This window comes from Armatimonadota bacterium, assembly GCA_031459855.1.
GTDB lineage: Bacteria > Sysuimicrobiota > Sysuimicrobiia > Sysuimicrobiales > Humicultoraceae > Fervidifonticultor > Fervidifonticultor primus.
Map to the genome: position 1 here is coordinate 1,391,563 of JAVKHP010000001.1, position 20,049 is coordinate 1,411,611.

Consider the following 20,049-nt stretch of genomic DNA (forward strand, 5'->3'; position numbering starts at 1 on the left):
GGCATGGCTGACGTCCCGCCCGACACCCTGCGCGCATCGCCCGGACCGGCCGACGGCATCCTGCCCCACCCCCTGCGCGCATCGTCCGGATCAGCCGACGACGTCCTGCTCTCCGTGGAGGACCTGCACACCCACATCGTCACCCCGCGCGGCGTCGTGCGCGCGGTGGACGGGGTCTCGCTGACGGTGCCCGTCGGTGGCGCGGTGGGCCTGGTGGGCGAGTCGGGTTCGGGGAAGTCGATGACCGGGTTCTCGATCCTGCGCCTGTTCCCCACCCGCGGCGCGCGCATCGTCGGCGGGCGCGTGCGCTTCGCGGGCCGGGACCTGCTGGCGCTGCCGGAGGAGGAGATGCGCCGGCTGCGTGGCGGCGAGATCGCCATGGTGTTCCAGGACCCGACCACCTACCTGAACCCGGTGCTGCCCGTCGGGCACCAGGTGGCCGAAGCCTACGCCGTGCGGCACGGGTGGGCCGGCGCCCGCGCGCGCGCCGTGGAGGCCCTGGCCCAGGCAGGGCTGCCCGACCCGGCCGAGGTCTACCGCCGCTACCCCCACGAGCTCTCGGGCGGCATGCGCCAGCGCGCGATGATCGCCATGGCCACGGTCTGCCGGCCGCGGCTGTTGATCGCCGACGAGCCCACCACCGCGCTGGACGTCACGATCCAGGCCCAGATCCTCGACCTGCTGGCGCGCCTGCGACGCGAGCTGGGGATGGCGCTCCTGCTGATCACCCACGACCTGGGCGTGGTGGCGGAGGTCTGCGAGACGGTCTACGTGATGTACGCGGGGCGCATCGTCGAGGCCGGCCCCACCGCGGCGGTGTTCGCCCGGCCGGCGCATCCGTACACCGAGGGGCTGCTGGCCAGCGCGCTCTCGGTGGAAGAGGCCCGGCCCATCGTGCGCGTGCTGGAGGGCGCGGTGCCCGACCTCGCCGCGCTCCCGACGGGCTGTCGCTTCCACCCGCGCTGTCCTAGCGCGCTCGACCGCTGCCGTACTGCCGACCCGCCCGAGATCTCCATGGGCGCGCAGCGCGCGGCCTGCTGGCTCCACGCGCCGCCACCGTGATCCTCGAAGGCCGCGGCCTGGTCAAGCGCTTCCCGTGGGGCCGCGCGTTCCTCGGCCCCCGCCGGTGGGTGCACGCGGTCACGGACGTCACGCTGGGCGTGGGGCCCGCCGAGACCCTGGCCGTGGTGGGCGAGTCCGGGTCGGGCAAGACGACGACCGGGCGGTTGCTGGCCGGGTTGGAGGCGCCGACCGCCGGCGAGGTGTGGTTCGCGGGCGCGCCCGTCTCGACGCTGCAGGGCGACGCCTGGCGGCGCTACCGGCTGGGCGTCCAGGTCGTCTTCCAGGACTCGCAGGCGTCGCTGAACCCGCGCCAGACCGTCGAACAGGTGCTACGCACCGCCCTGGCCGCGCGGGCCAGGGCCGGCGCGCCGGCGCGCGGCGCGGGAAAGGAGGACGCCGCGGGGCAGGACGACGTCGCGGCCGTCCGGCGTCTGCTGACCGAGGTCGGGCTGGAGCCGCCCGAGGTCTTCCTGCGGCGGTTTCCGCACCAGCTGTCGGGCGGCCAGCGCCAGCGGGTGAACATCGCCCGGGCGCTTGCGGTCGACCCCGAGGTGATCGTCGCCGACGAAGCCGTCTCGGCGCTCGACCTGTCGGTGCGCGCGCAGATCCTGCTGTTGCTGCAGCGGGTCCAGCGCCAGCGGCAGGTTGCGTTCGTCTTCATCAGTCACGATCTGGCCGTGGTCCGTGCGGTGGCGCACCGCGTGGCCGTGATGTACCTGGGGCGCATCGTGGAAGACGGCCCGACCGAAGCCGTCTTCCGCCGGCCCGGCCATCCCTACACGGCGGCGTTGCTGTCAGCCACGCCGGTGCCGGACCCACGGGCCGCGCGGACGCGCCGGCGCATCCTGCTGCCCGGCGACCCGCCCTCGCCGCTCGCCCCGCCCGACGGCTGCCCGTTCCACCCGCGCTGCCCCATGGCGCAGGAGATCTGCCGGCGCACGTTCCCACCGCTCGTGGACCTGGGCGGCGGGCAGCGCGCGCTGTGTCACTTCGCCGGGGAGGTGTCGGGAACGTCGTAGCGTCTTGGGCAATTAGCCCCTGGCCGCCTCCAGGAAGCGGCGCACCGCGTGGATGTGGGCCTGCGGGGTCGGCAGCCCGGCCCGCATCGTGACCACGCTCACGTGGGTGGCGCCCAGGCGCCGCCAGCGCTCGACCTCCTGCCGCCACTGGTCGGGCGTGCTGCCGGCGATGGCGATGCGGCCCTCCAGACCGATGGCGGCCGGGTCGCGGCCCGCCTCGCGCGCGTAGCGCCGCAGGCGCTCGACCTGTTCGGCGCGGTCCTGCTGGGGCAGGCGCTCGCGCTCGGTGCGCAGCGTGCCGCCGGGGAACCAGCCGTCGGCCAGGCGCGCGGTGCGACGAATGGCCGCATCCGACTCCCCGCCCATCCAGATGGGGATCGGCCGCTGGACCGGGAGCGGGTTGATGCCGGCGGCGGTGATGCGGTGGCGGCGCCCGCGAAACGTCACGACCGGCTGGGTCCACAGCAGCCGCAGGACGTGGATCTGCTCCTCGATGGCGGCACCGCGGCGGCGGAAGTCCATGCCCAGCGCCTCGTACTCCACCGAGTTCCAGCCCAGCCCCACGCCCAGGCGCAGGCGGCCGCCGCTCAACACGTCGACCTCCGCCGCCTGCTTGGCCACCAGCGCGGTCTGGCGCTGCGGGAGGATCAGGATGCCCGTCACCAGCTCCAACCGCCGCGTCACGGCCGCCAGGTAGCCGAAGAGCACGAGCACCTCGTGAAACATGTCCTCGCTCGTGTAGCCCAGCCACCCGGGGCGGTGCGTGACGTCGGCACCCAGCACGTGGTCGTAGGCCAGCAAGTGGTGGTAGCCCATCTCCTCCACAGCCTGGGCGAAGTCGCGGATCGCCACGGGATCGGTGCCGATCTCGGTCTGGGGAAACACCACGCCAATGCGCATGCGTCCTCCGGGCTTCACGCCATGGATGGTCGGAACGCCCTCAGTATAGCAGGACCAGCGCGGGCAGGACGCGTGCCGCTGCGGCGGGAATGGCGGCCGTCGCGCCGCGTGCGCAGCCACGCCCGCAGCCGTGCCCGCGGCCGCGCTGGGAGCCGTGCTCGCGGCCGCGCCCGGAGCCGTGCCCTAAGCCGTGCTCGCAGCCGTGCCCGCGGCCCGGCGCTCAGGCGGGATCCGGCAGGAAGAGATCCACCAGCTCGCCGCGGTCCACGTCCACCAGGCCCAGGTCGGTCAGGCGCAACGCGGGGGCCACCGCCAGGGGCAGCACACCCAGCGCCATGATGGGCGAGCGGTTGACGAAGCCCAGCTCACTGGCAAGCGCCGTGCGAAACGCGGCGAGCTGCTGGGCCACCACGGCCACCGGCTGATCGGACATGATGCCGGCGACCGGCAAGGGCACGCCGGCCAGCACCGTCTCGCCGCGGACCGCCACGATGCCACCGTCGTGGGCGATCACCCAGCGCGCGGCGACCGCCATCTCGGCAGCCGAGCGTCCCAGCACCAGCAGGTTGTGGCTGTCGTGCGCCCATGTCGTGGCCACGGCACCGTGCTGGAGCGCGCCGCGCACGAGCCCCAGGCCGACGGTGCCCGTGCGGCCGTGGCGCTCGAACACCGCCGCCAGGCACAGGTCGGTCGCTTCCCAGTCGAGCGTGCCCGCGGCCACCGGCACCGTGGCCTCCCCCGCGCGCGTCACCGTCCCTGTGGGAAGCATCTCGATGACGCGCACCCGCGCCGTGCGCGCGGTGCGGCCCGCGGCGGGCACCGCGATGTGGAACCGCTCCGGTCCCGGCGGGGCGAGCCGCACCGTCCCGCGCCCCACGCCGCCGGACGCCTGCGCCGACGGCCAGGCGCCCGGTACGGGCCGGCCGTCCTTTGCCACCAGCACGCCCCGCGCGAACACCATCTGCGCGCGGAACTCCTCCAGGTCGTCTGCCAGCACCAGGTGCGCGACCAGGCCCGGCGCGATGCCGCCCCGGTCGTACAGCCGCATGCGCCGCGCCGGCGCCAGCGTAGCCGCGCGGATCGCGTCGACCGGGTCCCAGCCCAGCCGGATCGCCTCCCGCACCAGCACGTCCAGGTGGCCGCGGGCCACCAGGTCGTCGGCCATCACGTCGTCGGTCACCAGGCAGACGTTCAGCGCGCGGCCGTACTCCTCGGCCGTGCGCAGCACGTCGGGCGCCAGCGACTTCTCCTGGAGGAGCAGCGTCATGCCGGCGCGCAGGCGCTCGCGCGCCAGCTCGGCCGTCACCAGCGTGTGGTCGGACGTGATGCCCGCGGCCACGAACGCCGCCAGGTCGCCGTCGCGCAGGTTGGGCGCGTGGCCTTCCACCACCGCGCCGGCTGCCAGGGCCGCGCCGACGATCGCGTGCATACGCTCGTCCCCCGCCAGCACCGCCGGGTAGTCCATCACCTCGCCCAGCGCCACGACGCGCTCCCAGCCCAGCGCGGCGCGCACCTCGGCGGGCCCGATGGCGCTGCCTGCGGTCTCCAACGCCGTGGCCGGTACGCAGGAGGGCACCTGGAAGAAGACGTCCAGCGGCAGGTCGCGGCTGGCCTCGAGGAGCAGGCGCATGCCCTCCAGGCCCATGACGTTGACGATCTCGTGCGGATCGGGCGTCACCGTCAACACCCCGCGCGGCACCACCGCCTCGGCGAACGCGGCCGGCAGTACCATGCTGCTCTCGATGTGCAGGTGGCAGTCGACGAGTCCCGGCACCGCGAAGCGCCCCCCACCGTCGACGCTGACCGTGGCGGGGCCGGGCGTCGCCTCCAGCGGGAAGATCCGGGCGAAGAGCCCGCCGGCGATCCCGATGTGTCCGGGCAGCACCTCGCCGGTGTAGACGTTGACGACGCGGACGTTGCGGATCACCAGGTCGAACGGGCGGCGGCCTGCGGCAGCGGCGGCTGCGATCCGGTGGGCCTTGGGGTCTGCCGCGGCGATCCAGCGGGCCTCGGGGGCTGCCCCAGCGGAACGGTGAGCCGACGGCTCGGACGGCACGGCGTTCCCTCCTATACCTCGCGCAGCGGTGCGGCAGCGGGCTGCAACCGGCTGCCGGGATGCGCGGTCATCGCAGCGGCCGCCAGCGCGGCGGCCAGCAGGAACCCTGAGGCCACCACGAAGGCAGCCCGGAAGCCAAACCCATCGATGACGAACCCCACCACGAGCGGCGCGACCACGGCCCCCAGGTCGCCCAGCGTCCGGTTGATGCCGAGCGCCGTGCCCCAGTGCGCCTCGGGAACCCGGTCGGTGATCATGGCGATGACGAAGCTGCCGCCCAGGTTGGCCCACGACACGAGCGAGACCGCCAGCACCAGGCTGGCGGGCGAGCCCACCGCGAGAAAGCTCAGCACCGAGAGCGCCAGCACCACCAGACCGCCGATCACCACCGGACGCGTCCCGTGCCGGCGCACAAGCCAGCCACCCAGCAGCGCGCTGACGAACCGCTGGAGCGTGCCCGCCATGAGCAGGGTGCCGATGACCGCGGCGCTCAAGTGCACCTCGCGCGCGGCATAGAGCGGGATCAGCGTGGTGAGCACCCCGCCGTGGAAGAAGAGGAAGGCGAACATGCAGAGGCCCGGCCCCACCACGTCGCCGGCGCGCGGGCGCAGGGCCGTCGCTGCCGCGCCCGCTGGCGGATCGGCCGGAGGATCGGGCGCCGGCAGCCTGCGGCCGGTCGCTGCCGCCAGCAGACCCGCTACCACCGACAACGCGAAGGCAGCCCGCCAGCTCAGCCAGTCGGCGAGCAGGCCGCCCGCGGCCGGGCCGAGCGCGCTGCCCACCAGCCCGGCCAGCTGGTGGGCGCTGAACAGCTGCGCTTTCGTCTCCGGGGTGGCCAGGCGGGCCAGCCAGAACTGCACCGACAGGAAGAACAACGCCGAGCCCACGCCCATGATCGCGCGTCCGACGATCACGAGCCAGAACGTCGGTGCCGTCGCCGCCACCAGCGCCCCCGCCACGAGGATCGCGCCGCCGGTCGCCACCGCCTGCGGCAGCTGCGAGCGCGCCACGTACCGGCTCATGGGCATGTTGAACAGCAGCCGGACGCCGTTGTAGACCCCCAGCGCCAGCGCCACCGCACCCGCCGAGACCCGGAAGTCGCGCTGGATCTGCGGGACCAGCGGACCCATGAACGAGACGCCCAGGTCGATCACCAGCAGCAACGCCAGCAGCGGCACCGCGCCGGCGGCGGCCGCCGACCAGCCTCGGGCGAGGGTGCGCGTGGAGGACACCCGTGCTCCGGTCAGGGTGTGGGACGTTGTGGGTTGTTCCTCTTGCACTTTATCGTGTTTCCATCCGCATGCACGCGTGGTTCCGCAGTACCAGCGTTACGTCGCGCGCTGTTCCTCTCGCACGGCCCGAGGATCTCGCCGCGGCGTGGAACGCGATCATGTGCCGCCGTTACGTCGCGTGTTGTTCCCCTCGCACATTCTCGTGCGGGTGACGGCCACTCCGCGCTCCGATCAGCGCGTGGGACGCTGGGCGCCTGCCATGCGGTGTGGCGCTAGGAGCGCGGGTTGACCGGTGAGAACCCCGGACCGCGGTCCGGCTGCGGGATCGGCAGCCCCGGAATCGCCGGGCCCTGGTACGGATCGAGCCGGAAGTACTCGGGCGGCGACGTCGGCCGGCCGGGGCCGGTCTGCGGTCCCGGTCCGGGCCGCAGCTGGTAGAGCTGCCCGTCGTGGTAGAAGAGGATGATCGGCTCGCAGTCGCCCTGCTGCGCGCCCGGGAGCTGACCCGGCAGCTGCTGCCCCGGTCCTGGCATGGGCAGCGGGACGAACTCGCGCAGGTTCGGCGCGGGCCCCGGTGCGCCGGGGAGTGCCGGCGCCTGCTGCTGGAGCGGCGCCTGCTGCGGGAACGGCGCCGGCTGACCCGGCAGGAACGGCTCGAGGGTCTGGGCCGGCCGGACGAGCGGGCGCGGGCTCGCGGGCGCAGCCGCCGCCTCGCGGCCGGCTCTTACGCCCGCCGCGTACGCGAGCGCCCCCACGACACCCGCCACGACGATGACCAGCACGAGCACGCGCGCTTTGCCCATGACGTCCGCCTCCCAGGGCTCGATGGCTCCAGGGTAGCACAAAACGGCCGGCGGTTCACGTGCAAGTTGGCCGGCTCAGCGGACGAGGAGGCGTACCGTGAACTTTGAGCGGTTCGCCGTCGTGCGTCTGCCGTTTGCGCTCACGGACCAAGAGGTCACCAAGAACAGGCCAGCCACCGGCTCGTCCGGGGCCAGTTGGGCCATCTCAGCCCTGCCGATGAAGCGCGGGTCCGCGAGGGCCTTGCGGCGCTCTTTGGGCTGGCGCGCAGGAACCTGACCGGGGGCGAGCGCGGTGAACCGCGAACTGGAAGAGCCTCCGCCGGTCGGAGAAGGCCGGGATGACGGGAGGAAGACGCCATCACCAACATCCGGGAAGCGTAGGCCCCAGACGACCGGTGCGGTCGCAGGTGGTTTGGCAAGGGGAAAGTAAGTAGAGGATGACAGAGGCCCTGAGGTTGCCCAGGCGGGGATAGTAGGCTGCCCTGTACTGGTCTCAGGCGCCGACGGAGGGATCAGTGATGGCTGAGATGACCGCGAAGCGACGGGGAGAGCTTGTCCGCGGGGTACTCAGCATTCTGGCAGCGGCACCTGACGGTCTTCCCGCGAAGGAAGTGCTACAGCGGCTTCAGACTATCGTGCCGCCAACGCCATTCGAGGAAAGCGATTATCCGAACCGGCCCGGTGTGCGCCGGTACGAAAAAATCGTCCGTTTTTCGACGATCAAGGCCGTAAAGGCGGGTTGGCTGACAAAGGAAAAAGGCCGATGGTCGATCACGGATCAAGGACGGGAGGCTTTCAAGCGCTATCAGGACCCTCAAGAGTTGGCACGGGAGGCGGACAAACTTTACAAACAATGGAAGTTGTCCGTCCCAAGCGGTTCGGTCGATGAAGAGATTGAGACGGAGCCGACAGCGACGGTAACGATTGAAGAAGCGGAAGAGATGGCCTGGCGTGAGATTGAGGACTACTTGATGAACATCAGCCCCTACGACTTTCAAACTTTGGTGAGTTCGCTTCTGAAAGGGATGGGCTATCACGTGGCCTGGACGGCACCACCTGGCCCCGACGGGGGTACCGACCTTATCGCCTTTTCCGATCCGCTCGGAACCCGACCTCCGCGAGTTCGTGTTCAGGTAAAGCGGAGGCAGGACAAGGTCTCGGTGGAGGGATTGCGGGCTTTCATGGCGGTTCTCGGGAACGAGGACATCGGCCTGTTCATTTCGACCGGAGGGTTTACTAAGGAGGCTGAACAGGAAGCACGGTCGCACCCGGCCCGGCGCATTACCTTACTCGACCTGGAGAAACTCTTCGACTTGTGGGTGACCTACTACAAGGACATACCCGAAGAGGGACGGCGACTGCTGCCGCTAAAACCCATCTACTACCTGGCGCGGGAGGGTTAGCGACCTACCGGAGATGCGGGTCTGAATCTGGTTAACGGAGTGGGCTTGTTGCAATGGCTGTGATCCAGGGAAGATGCGTTCGTTTTCCTTGGGTCGTTGAGCGCGTTTGCTCGGGGGCCATGAGGCCTGAGGAGCTTCGGTCTGGTGTGACCGTCGGTGGAGTCCTTCCGGACGTTGCGGTGGCGTGGCAAGAACCTCCTCCGGGAAGGGAAATATAACAAGACTTCTGGCGCCGGGAATCGGCGTCAGCCTGAAGGGCGGGGTTGGGTCAGGCGAAAAGACCAAGGTTGTAAACCTGGCTGGGAGCGTGCACGCATGGCGCGACGCGTGAGGGCATCTAGCGCTGTCAAGCTGAGGAAAGCGTCTTCCTCTGGGCTACGTGCTTCAAAGGCCCGGCCTACCAACTCCACGGGTGCTGTCGTCGGCTACGAAGCCGAGCTCTGGCGCATGGCCGACGCGCTGCGCGGCTCGATGGACGCCGCCGAGTACAAGCATGTCGTCCTTGGCCTCATCTTTCTCAAGTACATTTCCGATGCCTTCGAGGAACACCGCGCACGGCTTGAGGCCGAGCGCGCCGAGGGGGCAGACCCCGAGGACCCCGACGAGTACCGCGCCCAGAACGTTTTCTGGGTCCCGCCCGAGGCCCGGTGGGAGCGCCTGCGGCAGAGTGCCCGCCAGCCTGAGATCGGCCAGATCGTGGACCAGGCGATGGAAGCCGTCGAGCGCGACAACCCCTCGCTTAGAAACGTCCTCCCCAAGGATTACGCCCGGCCGGCCCTGGACAAGCAGCGCCTCGGGCAACTGATCGACCTCGTCACCAACATCCGCGTGGGCGACGCCGACGCCCGGGCCAAGGACGTCCTCGGCCGCGTGTACGAGTACTTCCTGGGACAGTTCGCCAGCGCCGAGGGGAAGAAGGGCGGCGAGTTCTACACGCCCCGCTGTGTGGTCCGCCTGCTGGTCGAGATGCTGGAGCCGTTCCAGGGGCGCGTCTACGACCCGTGCTGCGGCTCGTCGGGGATGTTTGTCCAGTCGGTGGAATTCATTGAAGCTCACGCTACGGGCAACGGCAACGGCGGCCGCGCGCGCAGTCAGATCAGCATCTACGGCCAGGAATCGAACTACACTACCTGGCGGCTCGCGAAGATGAACCTGGCCATTCGCGGGATCGACGGCCGGATCGAGCAAGGCGATACCTTCCACAACGACCGCTTCCCCGACCTCAAGGCCGACTTCATCCTGGCGAATCCGCCGTTCAACACGAAGGCGTGGGGCGGCGAGCAGCTGCGGGAGGACAAGCGCTGGAAGTTCGGCGTCCCGCCCGTGCGCAACGCCAACTTCGCCTGGGTGCAGCACATCATCCACCACCTTGCTCCGACGGGCTACGCCGGTTTCGTGCTGGCCAACGGGTCCATGTCCTCCAACCAGTCTGGCGAGGGTGAGATCCGCAAGAACATCATCGAGGCTGACTTGGTGGACTGCATGGTTGCGCTACCCGGTCAGCTCTTCTACTCGACGCAGATCCCCGCCTGTCTCTGGTTCCTTGCCCGTGACAAAAGCGGTCGGCCTCCCGCTGGACGGAGGGAGCCTCTCCGGGATCGACGGGGTGACGTGCTCTTCATCGACGCCCGGAAAATGGGCGTGATGGTGGACCGCGTCCACCGGGAGCTCACCGACGAGGAGATCCAGCGCATCGCCCGCACCTACCATGCCTGGCGCGGGGAGAAGGAGGCCGGCGAGTACCGGGACGTGCCCGGCTTCTGCAGGAGCGCCACGCTGGAGGAGATCCGCCAGCACGGCCACGTGCTCACGCCCGGCCGCTACGTCGGTGCCGAGATTCAAGAGGACGGTGACGAGCCGTTCGAGGAGAAGATGAAACGCCTAGTGGCGCAACTGCGCGAGCAGCAGGCCGAGGCGCGCCGGTTGGAGGAGGCCATCGCCGCCAATCTCGCGCACCTTGGCTATGCTTTGGACGAGAGGGATAAGCAGTGATCCCGGCCATCGAACAGCGCCGAGGCGAGCTTGAGGCCCTTTGCCGCCGCCTTGGGGTGCGCCGACTGGAGGTCTTCGGCTCCGCAGCGACGGGCGAATTCCAGGGGGAGACCAGCGACCTGGATTTCCTGGTGGAATTCGAACCGCCCATCGGCTCAGGCTACGCCGACCGCTACTTCGGGCTGCTGGAGGCCCTGGAGGCGCTCTTCGGGCGGCCGGTAGACCTGGTCGTCGCCTCCGCCATCAAGAACCCCTATTTCCTCGAGTCGATCGAGAAGACCCGGGTCGTGCTCTATGCGGCTTGAGGCGAAGAAGTACCTCTACGATATCCAGCAGGCCACAGAGCTCATCGCCGGCTTTACGGCGGGGAAGACCTACGCGGACTATGAGAGGGAGGCCATGCTGCGTGCCGCCGTGGAGCGCCAGTTCGAGATCATCGGTGAGGCCCTCTCGCAGCTCGCCCGCTTGGACGAGGCCGTGGCCGCGCGGATCAGCGAGTACCGCCGCATCATCGCCTTCCGCAACATCCTGATCCACGGCTATGCGGAAATAGACCACCGCATCGTCTGGGACATCGTCCAATCTAAACTGCCCACGCTGCGCCGCGAGGTGGCGGTCCTGCTGGAGGAGAAATAACCATGGCCAGCGGAGCACGCGGCCTGAGAGCAGCCGTAGGCGGCAACCTGTAGGAGCTGGGTTATGACGGGTGAATGGCGAACGGTTCGCATTGAAGAAGTAGCCGAACGCGTAGCAATGGGACCGTTCGGGTCTTCAATTAAGGTCGAAACATTTGTTCCAGATGGTGTGCCAGTCATCAGCGGCCAACACTTGAACGGCTTTAAGGTCGACGACTCCGTTGGGTTCAACTACATTACTCTCGATCACGCAGAGCGCCTCAAAAACGCAAATGTACAACGCGGCGATGTGATCTTTACACACGCAGGCAACATCGGGCAGGTTGCTTACGTTCCACCTGATTCAAAACACGAACGCTATGTGATCTCACAGCGCCAGTTCTACATGCGACCGGATACGTCAAAGGTGCTTCCAGAATTCGTAGTCGCTTACTTCAAAACGGCTGAGGGGCAGCACAAGCTTCTCGCCAACACTTCTCAGGTTGGAGTTCCGTCCATCGCCCAGCCTGTGACTTATCTTCGCACAATAGAGATTCCTTTACCTCCCCTCCCCGAACAGCGCGCCATCGCCCACATCCTCGGTACGCTGGACGACAAGATCGAGCTGAACCGGCGGATGAGCGAGACCCTGGAGCAGATGGCGCGGGCGCTGTTCAAGGCGTGGTTCGTGGACTTCGAGCCGGTGCGCGCCAAGATGGAGGGCCGCTGGCGGCGCGGCCAGTCGTTGCCGGGTCTGCCCGCCCATCTCTACGACCTCTTCCCCGAGCGGCTTGTGGACTCCGAGCTAGGAGAGATTCCGGAGGGGTGGGAAGTAGCTCGTTTGGGTGACCTGATAGAGCTTGCCTATGGTAAGAGCCTCAAAGAACAAGAGCGCAGGACCGGTTCAGTTCCCGTGTATGGGTCCAACGGTCAAGTCGGATGGCATGATGAGGCGCTAGCACGAGGACCCGGTATTGTTGTTGGGCGCAAGGGGAATCCGGGAACGGTAACTTGGGTTCCTAGCGACTTTTTTGCTATTGATACCACTTTCTACGTTGTGCGAAAAAGCAGATGCCTAAGTCTCTACTTTCTTTTTTACGCACTTTCCAGCCACGATCTGCCTTCGTTGGCTGCGGACTCTGCAGTACCTGGCTTAAACCGTAACTTCGTATACGCTAACCTGCAAGTTTATCCAAGCACAGAAGTCATGGATGCTTTCGACAAAGTGGTAATTCCATTATTTAACCAGCGTTACCGTAACGATGTTGAATCCCGTACCCTCACCACCCTGCGCGATGCGTTGCTGCCAAAGCTCATCAGCGCGGAGATCCGCGTGAAGGACGCCGAGCAGTTTTTGAAGGAGAGAGGGCTATGAATCCATCCAAGGACTACCGGCACGATCTAGACTACCTTCTGCAACAAGACCTTATCGCTAATTTCATTCCATCTATAGGGCAAAAGCCTTGGCAAGTTGTTTATGCCATTGATGACAGGGGTCCCGACAGATCTGCTATCTTTTGTGCGTTGTTGGAGCGCAAAGCGGTTAAAGGGGCGTTGGAGAAGGACGGCTGGGACTTGGCCATAGGCGATGGCCTTCCTGGTTTCAGTCAGTCCTGGCAAGAAGGGAAAACAACAACGACTTACCACCGATTCGGCACCGAAGGACTGCGCCCTCTAGTTATATCGAGGAACTTCCACGGAGCGTTCCCTTGCTACTTAGAGCTGTGCGAAGAGTTTCGGCTCTTCCATAACCTTGCGGAGGATCATCAGCGTGGGCTTTTGTTGGACTTCGATGAATCGGGGTATGAAGTAGAAGTAGCGCGGATAACCGAACGCAAAGTAGAAGTAAACTGGAGATACTTGCTGCAGTTCCTTGCAGCTACGCAACTGTATCTTGCCATATACTTCGACTCTATCCGTTATTCTATGATCCCATTGGAGAAGGTTCCCAAAGAGAAGCAACAGTTAGAATATCGAGAGAAGAAAATGCGGTACTCTGTAAATGTTCGGGAATGCGATTTCCAGAGAGACTACCGTACATTGTCCCGCCTGTTGGGCAAGGTTATCGTTGCGCCGCTGCCCATTAAGAAATGTGGCAAGTGGCCATTCGAGGAGAGAGGGACGGACCCCGAGGTGTCATTTATCATCGGCGTTACTCCTGATGGCCGATTCCAAGAGTTCACTTCCAACCCAGAAAAGCTTTCTAACTATTTCGGCGCCAATCAAGGGGCGCCGCACTACCTGACGCCAGTGTATTTTAGAAAGGAGGTGTTGCAAAAATACTACGCGGAACCCGATCGATATTCTGTTGAGGATGGTTATCTCCGCTGTCTTGGTCTTTGGGGGATGCAGATCGATAACGATCATCCGACCCACGTTATTGCGTTCCTTGGTGACCTTGGTCGCGATCTCCCTTACCGCGAGCGCTTGCACTGGAAGCAGTACAATGTGCCGCCGCCAGCAAATGCAGGTATCAGTGCCACCTGTTTCCGTCGGAGCTTTCTAGCGCAATTTGCTGATCCCGAGAGTGTAGATCTCGTTTTTACCCAGAAGTACCAGGAATTGAACAAGACCTGGCGTGAACGGATGGGATGGCCGCTTTTTCTCGAGCCAAAACCTGGGGATGAGCATGTCTTAGCGGTGCACATTCCCGTTACTGGTTCCCAACGTGAGTTAGACGAGCAAATTCTGGCTCTTACAAAACTGCTTGTGGACTCGCTCAACGAACAGGGACTGGAAAGGGAGTTGACCGAGAAACGCAAAGAGGAGCGAGGCATCCAAAAGTTTGAACGCTTCCTTAAAAACAAGGGATGTAAGCATGGAGAAGAAATAATCGTCTTTCTACGAGACCTTCAAGGTCTTCGCTCTGCTGGTGTAGCTCATCGCAAGGGCAGTGAGTATGAGCGACGATTAGAAAGATTAGGAATACTGGGAAAGGATAATCGAGACGTGATGAAAATTCTATTGATGCGAGCGGTAAATGCTCTTCACTTACTGCTGCTTGACTGCGTGCAGGGTATGGAATGAAGAGAGCGTTGTACGAGTCAGAAGTCGAATCGGTTGCCCTTTCGTGGCTGGAATGGCTCGGCTGGACGATCAAGCACGGCCCGGAGATCGCCCCGGATGGGCTGTTTGCCGAGCGGCAGGACTACCGCGAGGTGGTGTTGACGCAGCGGCTGCGAGATGCCATGGCACGGCTGAACCCGGACCTGCCCCAGGAGGCGCTGGAGGATGCTTTCCGCAAGATTACAAATCCCGAGGGCGCCACGCTCGAAGCCCGCAACCGTGCATTCCACCGGATGCTCGTGGACGGTGTGACCGTAGAGTACCGACGACCCGACGGAACCATCGCCGGGGCACAAACGCGAGTCCTCGACTTCGAAGATCCGGAAAACAACGATTGGCTGGCGGTGAACCAGTTTACGGTCAGCGAGAATCGCCACACGCGCCGGCCAGACATCGTCCTGTTCGTCAACGGGCTCCCTCTTGCCATCATCGAATTGAAGAATCCCGCCGACGAGGAGGCCACCATCTGGACGGCCTTCCAGCAACTCCAGACCTACAAAGCCGAGCTGCCGTCGCTCTTTTCGCTCAATGAACTGCTGGTCATCTCCGACGGGCTCGAGGCGCGCCTCGGTACCCTCACAGCCGGTCGGGAATGGTTCAAGCCTTGGCGTACGATCTCGGGGAAACAGGTCGAGGATATCGGGGTGTCGCAGCTCGAGGTCCTGCTGAAGGGTGTCTTCGACCGCAGGCGCTTTCTTCAACTCCTGCGAGATTTCATCGTCTTCGAGGATGATAGAAGCGGGAAACTCGACAAGAAGGTTGCAGGATACCACCAGTTCCACGCGGTTCAGGTGGCTGTGGCCGAAACACTCCGGGCAGCACATTTGCGAGCCGAGGCCGATCACGTGGCCGAGCAATCTGGCCGCTATGAGGCAGGCCGAAAACCCGGCGGGAAACCTGGCGACCGTCGAATCGGTGTTGTCTGGCACACGCAGGGATCCGGCAAGAGCCTCACCATGGTGTTTTACGCAGGGCGGATCATCCGCGAACCAGCGATGGAAAATCCGACCCTTGTCGTCCTCACCGACCGCAACGACCTGGACGATCAACTCTACGGCACCTTCGCCCGCTGCCAGGGTCTCCTGCGCCAGCCGCCGGTGCAGGCCGAAAGCCGCGCCCACCTGCGCGAATTGCTCTCCGTGCAGGCGGGCGGGGTGGTCTTCACCACGATCCAGAAGTTCCTGCCGGAAGAACGCGGCGATCGCCACCCGATCCTTTCCGAGCGCCGCAACATCGTCGTCATTGCAGATGAAGCCCACCGCAGCCAGTACGACTTCATTGACGGCTTCGCCCGTCACATACGCGACGCGTTGCCGAACGCCTCGTTCATCGCCTTTACGGGCACGCCGCTCGAACTCGAAGACCGAAACACCCGTCTGATCTTCGGCGACTATATCTCCATTTACGACATCCAGCGCGCGGTCGAGGACGGGGCGACCGTGCCGATCTATTATGAGAGCCGCCTGGCCAAGCTCGAGCTGGATGAACAGGAGCGGCCGAGGATCGACCCAGAGTTCGAGGAAGTCACCGAGGGCGAGGAGGTCGAGCGGAAAGAGAAGCTCAAGACGAAGTGGGCGCAGCTCGAGGCGATTGTCGGGGCGGAGAAGCGGATTCGTCTGATCGCCCAGGACGTCGTGGAGCACTTCGAGCGACGCCTCCAGGCGTTGGACGGGAAGGCCATGGTCGTGTGCATGAGCCGGCGCATCTGCGTGGATCTGTACCGTGAGATCGTGAAACTGCGGCCCCAGTGGCACCACGACGATGACGACAAAGGTGTGGTCAAGGTCGTCATGACCGGCTCGGCGTCCGACCCCTCGGACTGGCAACCCCATATTCGGAATAAACAGCGCCGCGAACTCCTCGCAAATCGCTTCCGGAATCCCAACGATCCCTTCGAGATGGTGATCGTGCGCGATATGTGGCTGACGGGGTTCGACTGCCCGAGCCTGCACACGATGTACCTGGACAAGCCCATGCGCGGTCACGGGCTCATGCAGGCCATCGCGCGCGTCAACCGCGTCTTCCGCGATAAGCCCGGCGGGCTCGTGGTGGATTACCTGGGTCTCGCCCACGAACTGAAGCAGGCGCTGGCGACCTATACCGAGAGCGGCGGGACCGGCTGGACGGCGATTTCGCAGGAGAAAGCGGTCACCGTCATGCTCGAAAAGTACGAGGTCTGCAGCGACCTCTTCCACGGCTTCGACTGGTCGCGCTGGAAGACAGGGCGCCCCGAGGAGCGCTTGAGTCTCCTCCCCGCTGCCCAGGAGCATATCCTTGGCCAGGAGGACGGAAAGGAGCGGCTACTTGCGGCGGTGCGGGATCTCTCGCGCGCCTTCGCCCTCGCTGTCCCCCACGAGGAGGCCATGCGGATCCGCGACGACGTGGCGTTCTTCCAGGCGGTGCGGGCCGCCCTGGTCAAGCGCGCGCCGGGAGAGCCGAAGGCCGAGGAGGAACTGGACCAGGCCATCCGCCAGATCGTCTCCCGTGCCGTGGCACCCGAGGGCATGGTGGACCTCTTTGCCGCCGCCGGCTTGAAGAAGCCCGACATCTCGATCCTTTCTGACGAGTTCCTGGCCGAGGTCCGGGGTATGGAGCACAAGAATCTGGCCGTGGAGCTTTTGCGCAAGCTCCTCGCCGGTGAGATCCGGACGCGGCGGCGGAAGAACGTCGTCCAGGCGCGGTCGTTCGCCGAGCTGCTCGAGCAGGCGATCCGGCGCTACGAGAACCGTGCCATCGAGGCGGCACAGGTGATCGAGGAGCTGATCGCCCTCGCCAAGGAGATGCGCGAAGCCGACCAGCGCGGCGAGGCGCTGGGGCTCACTGAAGAGGAGCTCGCCTTCTACGACGCGCTGGAGACCAACGACAGCGCGGTGAAGGTGCTGGGGGAGCCCACGCTGCGGCGGATCGCGCAGGAGCTGGTGCGCACCGTCCGGGACAACGTGACCGTGGACTGGACGGTGCGTGAGAGCGTGCGGGCGCAGCTTCGGGTGGTCGTCAAGCGCATCCTCCGAAAGTACGGCTACCCGCCGGACAAGCAGGAGAAGGCTACGCTCACAGTGCTTGAACAGGCGGAAGCGTTGTCGGAGGTGTGGGCGCAGGCGGCATGATGCGGCCTGGCGGGGGATCCGGGCGAGTTCTGGCTCCCGGGTGACCTACCAACCCACCGCGTAGGACAGCCTGCGGGGATCGGCGGCTGCGGCCACCACGCCCTCGGCGGGGTCGCGCAGCGCCGCGCAGACCCCGCCCGCCTGCGGCGTCCACTGGGGCCAGGACTCCACCCGGTGGCCTCGGGCCTGCAGGTCGGCACGGACTTCCTCGGGGATGCGCGCTTCGGCCCGCACCAGGCCTGGCTCGTAGCGGTGGGGGTGGGTGGAGGCCGGGAAACTGTAGGTGGCGACCCGGGCCGCCTCCACCGCCTCCTGGGGGTCCATCCCGTACTCGATGAGGTTGAGGAGAAACTGCAGCATGGCCTGGGGCTGCACGTCGTAGCCGGGCGTCCCGAAGGCCAGGACGAATCCGTCCGCGCGGGTCACCACGGCGGGGCTGGGGGTCAGCCGGGGGCGCTTGCCCGGCGCCACACAGGCGGGGTGGAAGGGGTCCAGCCAGGACTGGCTGCCCCGCGGCGAGATGACGATCCCTAGCCCCGGCACCAGAGGTGTCTCCAGCACGCCGTCGCTGGGCGTGGCGGAAAAGGCGTTGCCGTCGCTGTCGACGATGCACACGTAGCTGGTGTCGGCGGCTCCCTCCCGCCCGCCGGCCCAACGGGGCTCGGGTGGGGGAACCGGGGCGGCGGGGCGTCCTGCGTCCCCAGGTTCCGGCATGCCGGGGAACGCCCGGCGGGGGTCGATGCGGTCCCGCCACCTGGCAGCGTACCCTTTGGACAGCAGCACGTCCACCGGCACCGGCACGAAGTCCGGGTCCCCGTAATACGCGTGGCGGTCGGCGAAAGCCGCCAGTAGCGCCTGCAGGATCAGGTGGAGGCTGTCGGCGGACTTGTGGGGGAGGGAGGCCAGGTCATAGCCTTCTAGGATGTTGAGGGCCTGCAGGAGCACCGGGCCCTGGCACCACGGCCCGCACCCGAAGACGTCGTATCCCCGGTAGGTGGTGCGCACGGGAGGCTCCTGCCCGACGCGGAAGCGGGCGAGGTCGTCGGTGGTCAGCAGTCCCCCTTCTTGCTGACAGAACGCGGCCAGCCGCTGCGCGATGTCGCCCCGGTAGAACCGGTCGCGCACCGCCTGCAGGCCCTGCGCCCGGGAGGTGGTCGTGCCCTCGGCCTCCACCAGCAGGCGCAGGGTGGCGGCCAGCTCGCGCTGGACCAGGACCTCGCCCACCTGCGGCGGGCGGCCGCGGGGAAGGTAGACGGCGCGGGTGGACGGCCAGCGTTCCAGCGCGGGGGCGGCGGAGGCGAGATTGTCGTGGAGGAACCGGTTGACGGGGAACCCCTGCTCGGCCAGCTCGATGGCGGGGGCGGCGACGTCGGCGAAGCGCATGGTGCCGAAGGCCGCCAGGGCTTCAACCCACGCGTCCAGGGCGGCGGGGACCACGCTGGCCAGGATGCCGCTGGAGATGTCCCCGCCGCGGCGGAAGAGCTCGTCGACCGTGGCCGCCTGCGGCCAGCGCCCCAGGCCGCTGATGGTCGCCACCTGGCCGTCGGCGCGGCGCACCACGATGGGCGCCACCCCTCCCACGTTGGTCATGTCGGGTTGCACCACGTTGAGGCACAGGCCGGCGGCCACGCCGGCGTCCACCACGGTACCCCCAGCCTCCAGGATCCGCGCCGCCGCCTGGCTGGCCAGGTGGTGGCCGGAGGCCACCGCGTAGCGGCGCCCCATCACGGGCGGGCGCGTGGTGGGAAGAGGTCGCAGCGCGATCACGGCGCGCGTCCTCCGTCGGGGAACGCAAGTGCCCACGCGGGGAAGTCCTGGTTCGAGTGCGCCGTCACCGGTCGTCCCTCTGCACCCGCCTGTGCGCCTGCGGTGCGAACGCGGACGACGAGGATCGCCCCTGTCGGAATCACCACCCGCCGGTGCGCCTGCGGGAACCGTCCGCGTCGGGAGGACGTTCGCACCGGCGTCCTCACAGCTGACCACGCAGCCGCGGGTCGAGGACATCCCGCAGCCGGTCCCCGATCAGGTTGAAGGCCAGGACCACCAGGGTGATCGCCAATCCGGGAAGGGTCGGCATCCACCACGCCTGCCACACGACTTCCTGAGACTCGCCGAGCATCTGTCCCAGACTGGGCGTAGGCGGCTGGATCCCCAGCCCCAGGAAACTGAGCGCGGCCTCCCAGATGATCACCACCGGCAGCTGCAGCGTGGCCAACACCAGCATGGTGGGGAGCACGTTGGGCAGCACGTGGTGTAGCAGGATCCTCCTCTCCGACGCGCCGGCAGCCCGGGCGGCCGTCACGAACTCGCGCTCGGCCAGCGCCAGGACCTCGGCGCGGATCACCCGGGCGTAGGTGGGCCACCCCGCGACGGCGAGGACCAGGATGATCTGCGCGAGCCCGGTGCCCAGCACCGCGACCACGGCGATCATCAGCAGGAGGGTAGGAATCGCCAGTTGAGTGTCCACGACACGCATCAGGACCAGGTCCAACCACCCCCGGCGGAACCCGGTGACCAGCCCCGCCACCAGGCCTGCGACGGCGGACAGGGGCACCACTGCCAGGCCCACCAGCAGCGAGATGCGCAGACCGACCACCAGGCGGCTGAGGATGTCGCGTCCGAGCTTGTCCGTCCCCAGCAGGTGCAGCTGGTCGCGCACGGGTGTCAGGGAAGGAGGGTGGAGCGTCAGGCTGAGGTTCTGGGCCGACGGGTCGTAGGGCGGAACCCAGGACAACCCGAAGCCGGCGACGACCACCGCGCCGAGCAGCGCGACTGCCACCGCGCCCGACGGCCGG

General features: G+C 66.9%; 15 protein-coding genes. 9 read left to right on the plus strand and 6 right to left on the minus strand.

The genetic code is table 11. The annotated features are described in order from the left end of the window. The first annotated feature begins 3 nt into the window (after positions 1 to 3). Together QN157_06370 and QN157_06375 are read left to right on the plus strand one after the other, a co-directional pair. Positions 4 to 1,062, plus strand: coding sequence for an ABC transporter ATP-binding protein (locus QN157_06370; protein ID MDR7555219.1), 1,059 nt, complete (start codon positions 4 to 6; stop codon positions 1,060 to 1,062). Next, positions 1,059 to 2,081, plus strand: coding sequence for an ABC transporter ATP-binding protein (locus QN157_06375; GenBank protein ID MDR7555220.1), 1,023 nt, complete (start codon positions 1,059 to 1,061; stop codon positions 2,079 to 2,081). The genes QN157_06370 and QN157_06375 overlap by 4 nt, the downstream gene beginning before the upstream one ends. A gap of 12 nt (positions 2,082 to 2,093) precedes the next feature. Here QN157_06375 and QN157_06380 read toward each other — a convergent pair whose 3' ends face one another. The 4 genes from QN157_06380 to QN157_06395 all read right to left on the minus strand — a co-directional run bounded on the left by QN157_06380 (position 2,094) and on the right by QN157_06395 (position 7,072). After that, positions 2,094 to 2,981, minus strand: a complete 888-nt coding sequence (locus tag QN157_06380; GenBank protein MDR7555221.1) for an LLM class F420-dependent oxidoreductase — start codon at positions 2,979 to 2,981, stop codon at positions 2,094 to 2,096. A gap of 220 nt (positions 2,982 to 3,201) precedes the next feature. Next, a complete protein-coding gene (locus QN157_06385) occupies positions 3,202 to 5,037 on the minus strand; it encodes an adenine deaminase C-terminal domain-containing protein (GenBank protein ID MDR7555222.1) in 1,836 nt (611 codons plus the stop codon). An 11-nt stretch (positions 5,038 to 5,048) separates the two neighbouring features. Further along, positions 5,049 to 6,269, minus strand: a complete 1,221-nt coding sequence (locus tag QN157_06390; GenBank protein ID MDR7555223.1) for an MFS transporter — start codon at positions 6,267 to 6,269, stop codon at positions 5,049 to 5,051. A gap of 272 nt (positions 6,270 to 6,541) precedes the next feature. Further along, positions 6,542 to 7,072, minus strand: a complete 531-nt coding sequence (locus QN157_06395) for a hypothetical protein (protein ID MDR7555224.1) — start codon at positions 7,070 to 7,072, stop codon at positions 6,542 to 6,544. A 518-nt stretch (positions 7,073 to 7,590) separates the two neighbouring features. Between QN157_06395 and QN157_06400 the strand changes: the two genes are divergently transcribed. The 7 genes from QN157_06400 (at position 7,591) to QN157_06430 (ending at position 17,254) form a co-directional block, all read left to right on the plus strand. Then, on the plus strand, positions 7,591 to 8,475 hold the full coding sequence (locus tag QN157_06400; GenBank protein MDR7555225.1) for a restriction endonuclease: 885 nt from the start codon (positions 7,591 to 7,593) through the stop codon (positions 8,473 to 8,475). A gap of 315 nt (positions 8,476 to 8,790) precedes the next feature. Further along, positions 8,791 to 10,467, plus strand: a complete 1,677-nt coding sequence (locus tag QN157_06405; GenBank protein ID MDR7555226.1) for a class I SAM-dependent DNA methyltransferase — start codon at positions 8,791 to 8,793, stop codon at positions 10,465 to 10,467. After that, positions 10,464 to 10,772 carry a nucleotidyltransferase domain-containing protein gene (locus tag QN157_06410; GenBank protein MDR7555227.1) on the plus strand — a complete coding sequence of 103 codons (309 nt, stop codon included), beginning with the start codon at positions 10,464 to 10,466 and terminating at the stop codon, positions 10,770 to 10,772. Before QN157_06405 ends, QN157_06410 begins: the two co-directional genes overlap by 4 nt. Beyond that, positions 10,762 to 11,103, plus strand: a complete 342-nt coding sequence (locus QN157_06415) for a DUF86 domain-containing protein (protein MDR7555228.1) — start codon at positions 10,762 to 10,764, stop codon at positions 11,101 to 11,103. The genes QN157_06410 and QN157_06415 overlap by 11 nt, the downstream gene beginning before the upstream one ends. 63 nt (positions 11,104 to 11,166) lie before the next feature. After that, positions 11,167 to 12,456: a restriction endonuclease subunit S gene (locus tag QN157_06420; protein MDR7555229.1), complete on the plus strand. Its 1,290-nt coding sequence runs from the start codon at positions 11,167 to 11,169 to the stop codon at positions 12,454 to 12,456. Then, positions 12,453 to 14,108: a hypothetical protein gene (locus tag QN157_06425; GenBank protein MDR7555230.1), complete on the plus strand. Its 1,656-nt coding sequence runs from the start codon at positions 12,453 to 12,455 to the stop codon at positions 14,106 to 14,108. The genes QN157_06420 and QN157_06425 overlap by 4 nt, the downstream gene beginning before the upstream one ends. Further along, positions 14,105 to 17,254, plus strand: a complete 3,150-nt coding sequence (locus QN157_06430; GenBank protein MDR7555231.1) for a type I restriction endonuclease subunit R — start codon at positions 14,105 to 14,107, stop codon at positions 17,252 to 17,254. The genes QN157_06425 and QN157_06430 overlap by 4 nt, the downstream gene beginning before the upstream one ends. Positions 17,255 to 17,299: 45 nt before the next feature. On the opposite strand, the gene QN157_06435 is transcribed toward QN157_06430, so the two are convergent. Both QN157_06435 and QN157_06440 read right to left on the minus strand, forming a co-directional pair. Continuing rightward, positions 17,300 to 19,021, minus strand: coding sequence for a gamma-glutamyltransferase family protein (locus tag QN157_06435; protein ID MDR7555232.1), 1,722 nt, complete (start codon positions 19,019 to 19,021; stop codon positions 17,300 to 17,302). 202 nt (positions 19,022 to 19,223) lie between these two features. Next, on the minus strand, positions 19,224 to 20,033 hold the full coding sequence (locus QN157_06440) for an ABC transporter permease (GenBank protein MDR7555233.1): 810 nt from the start codon (positions 20,031 to 20,033) through the stop codon (positions 19,224 to 19,226). Positions 20,034 to 20,049 lie beyond the last annotated feature (16 nt).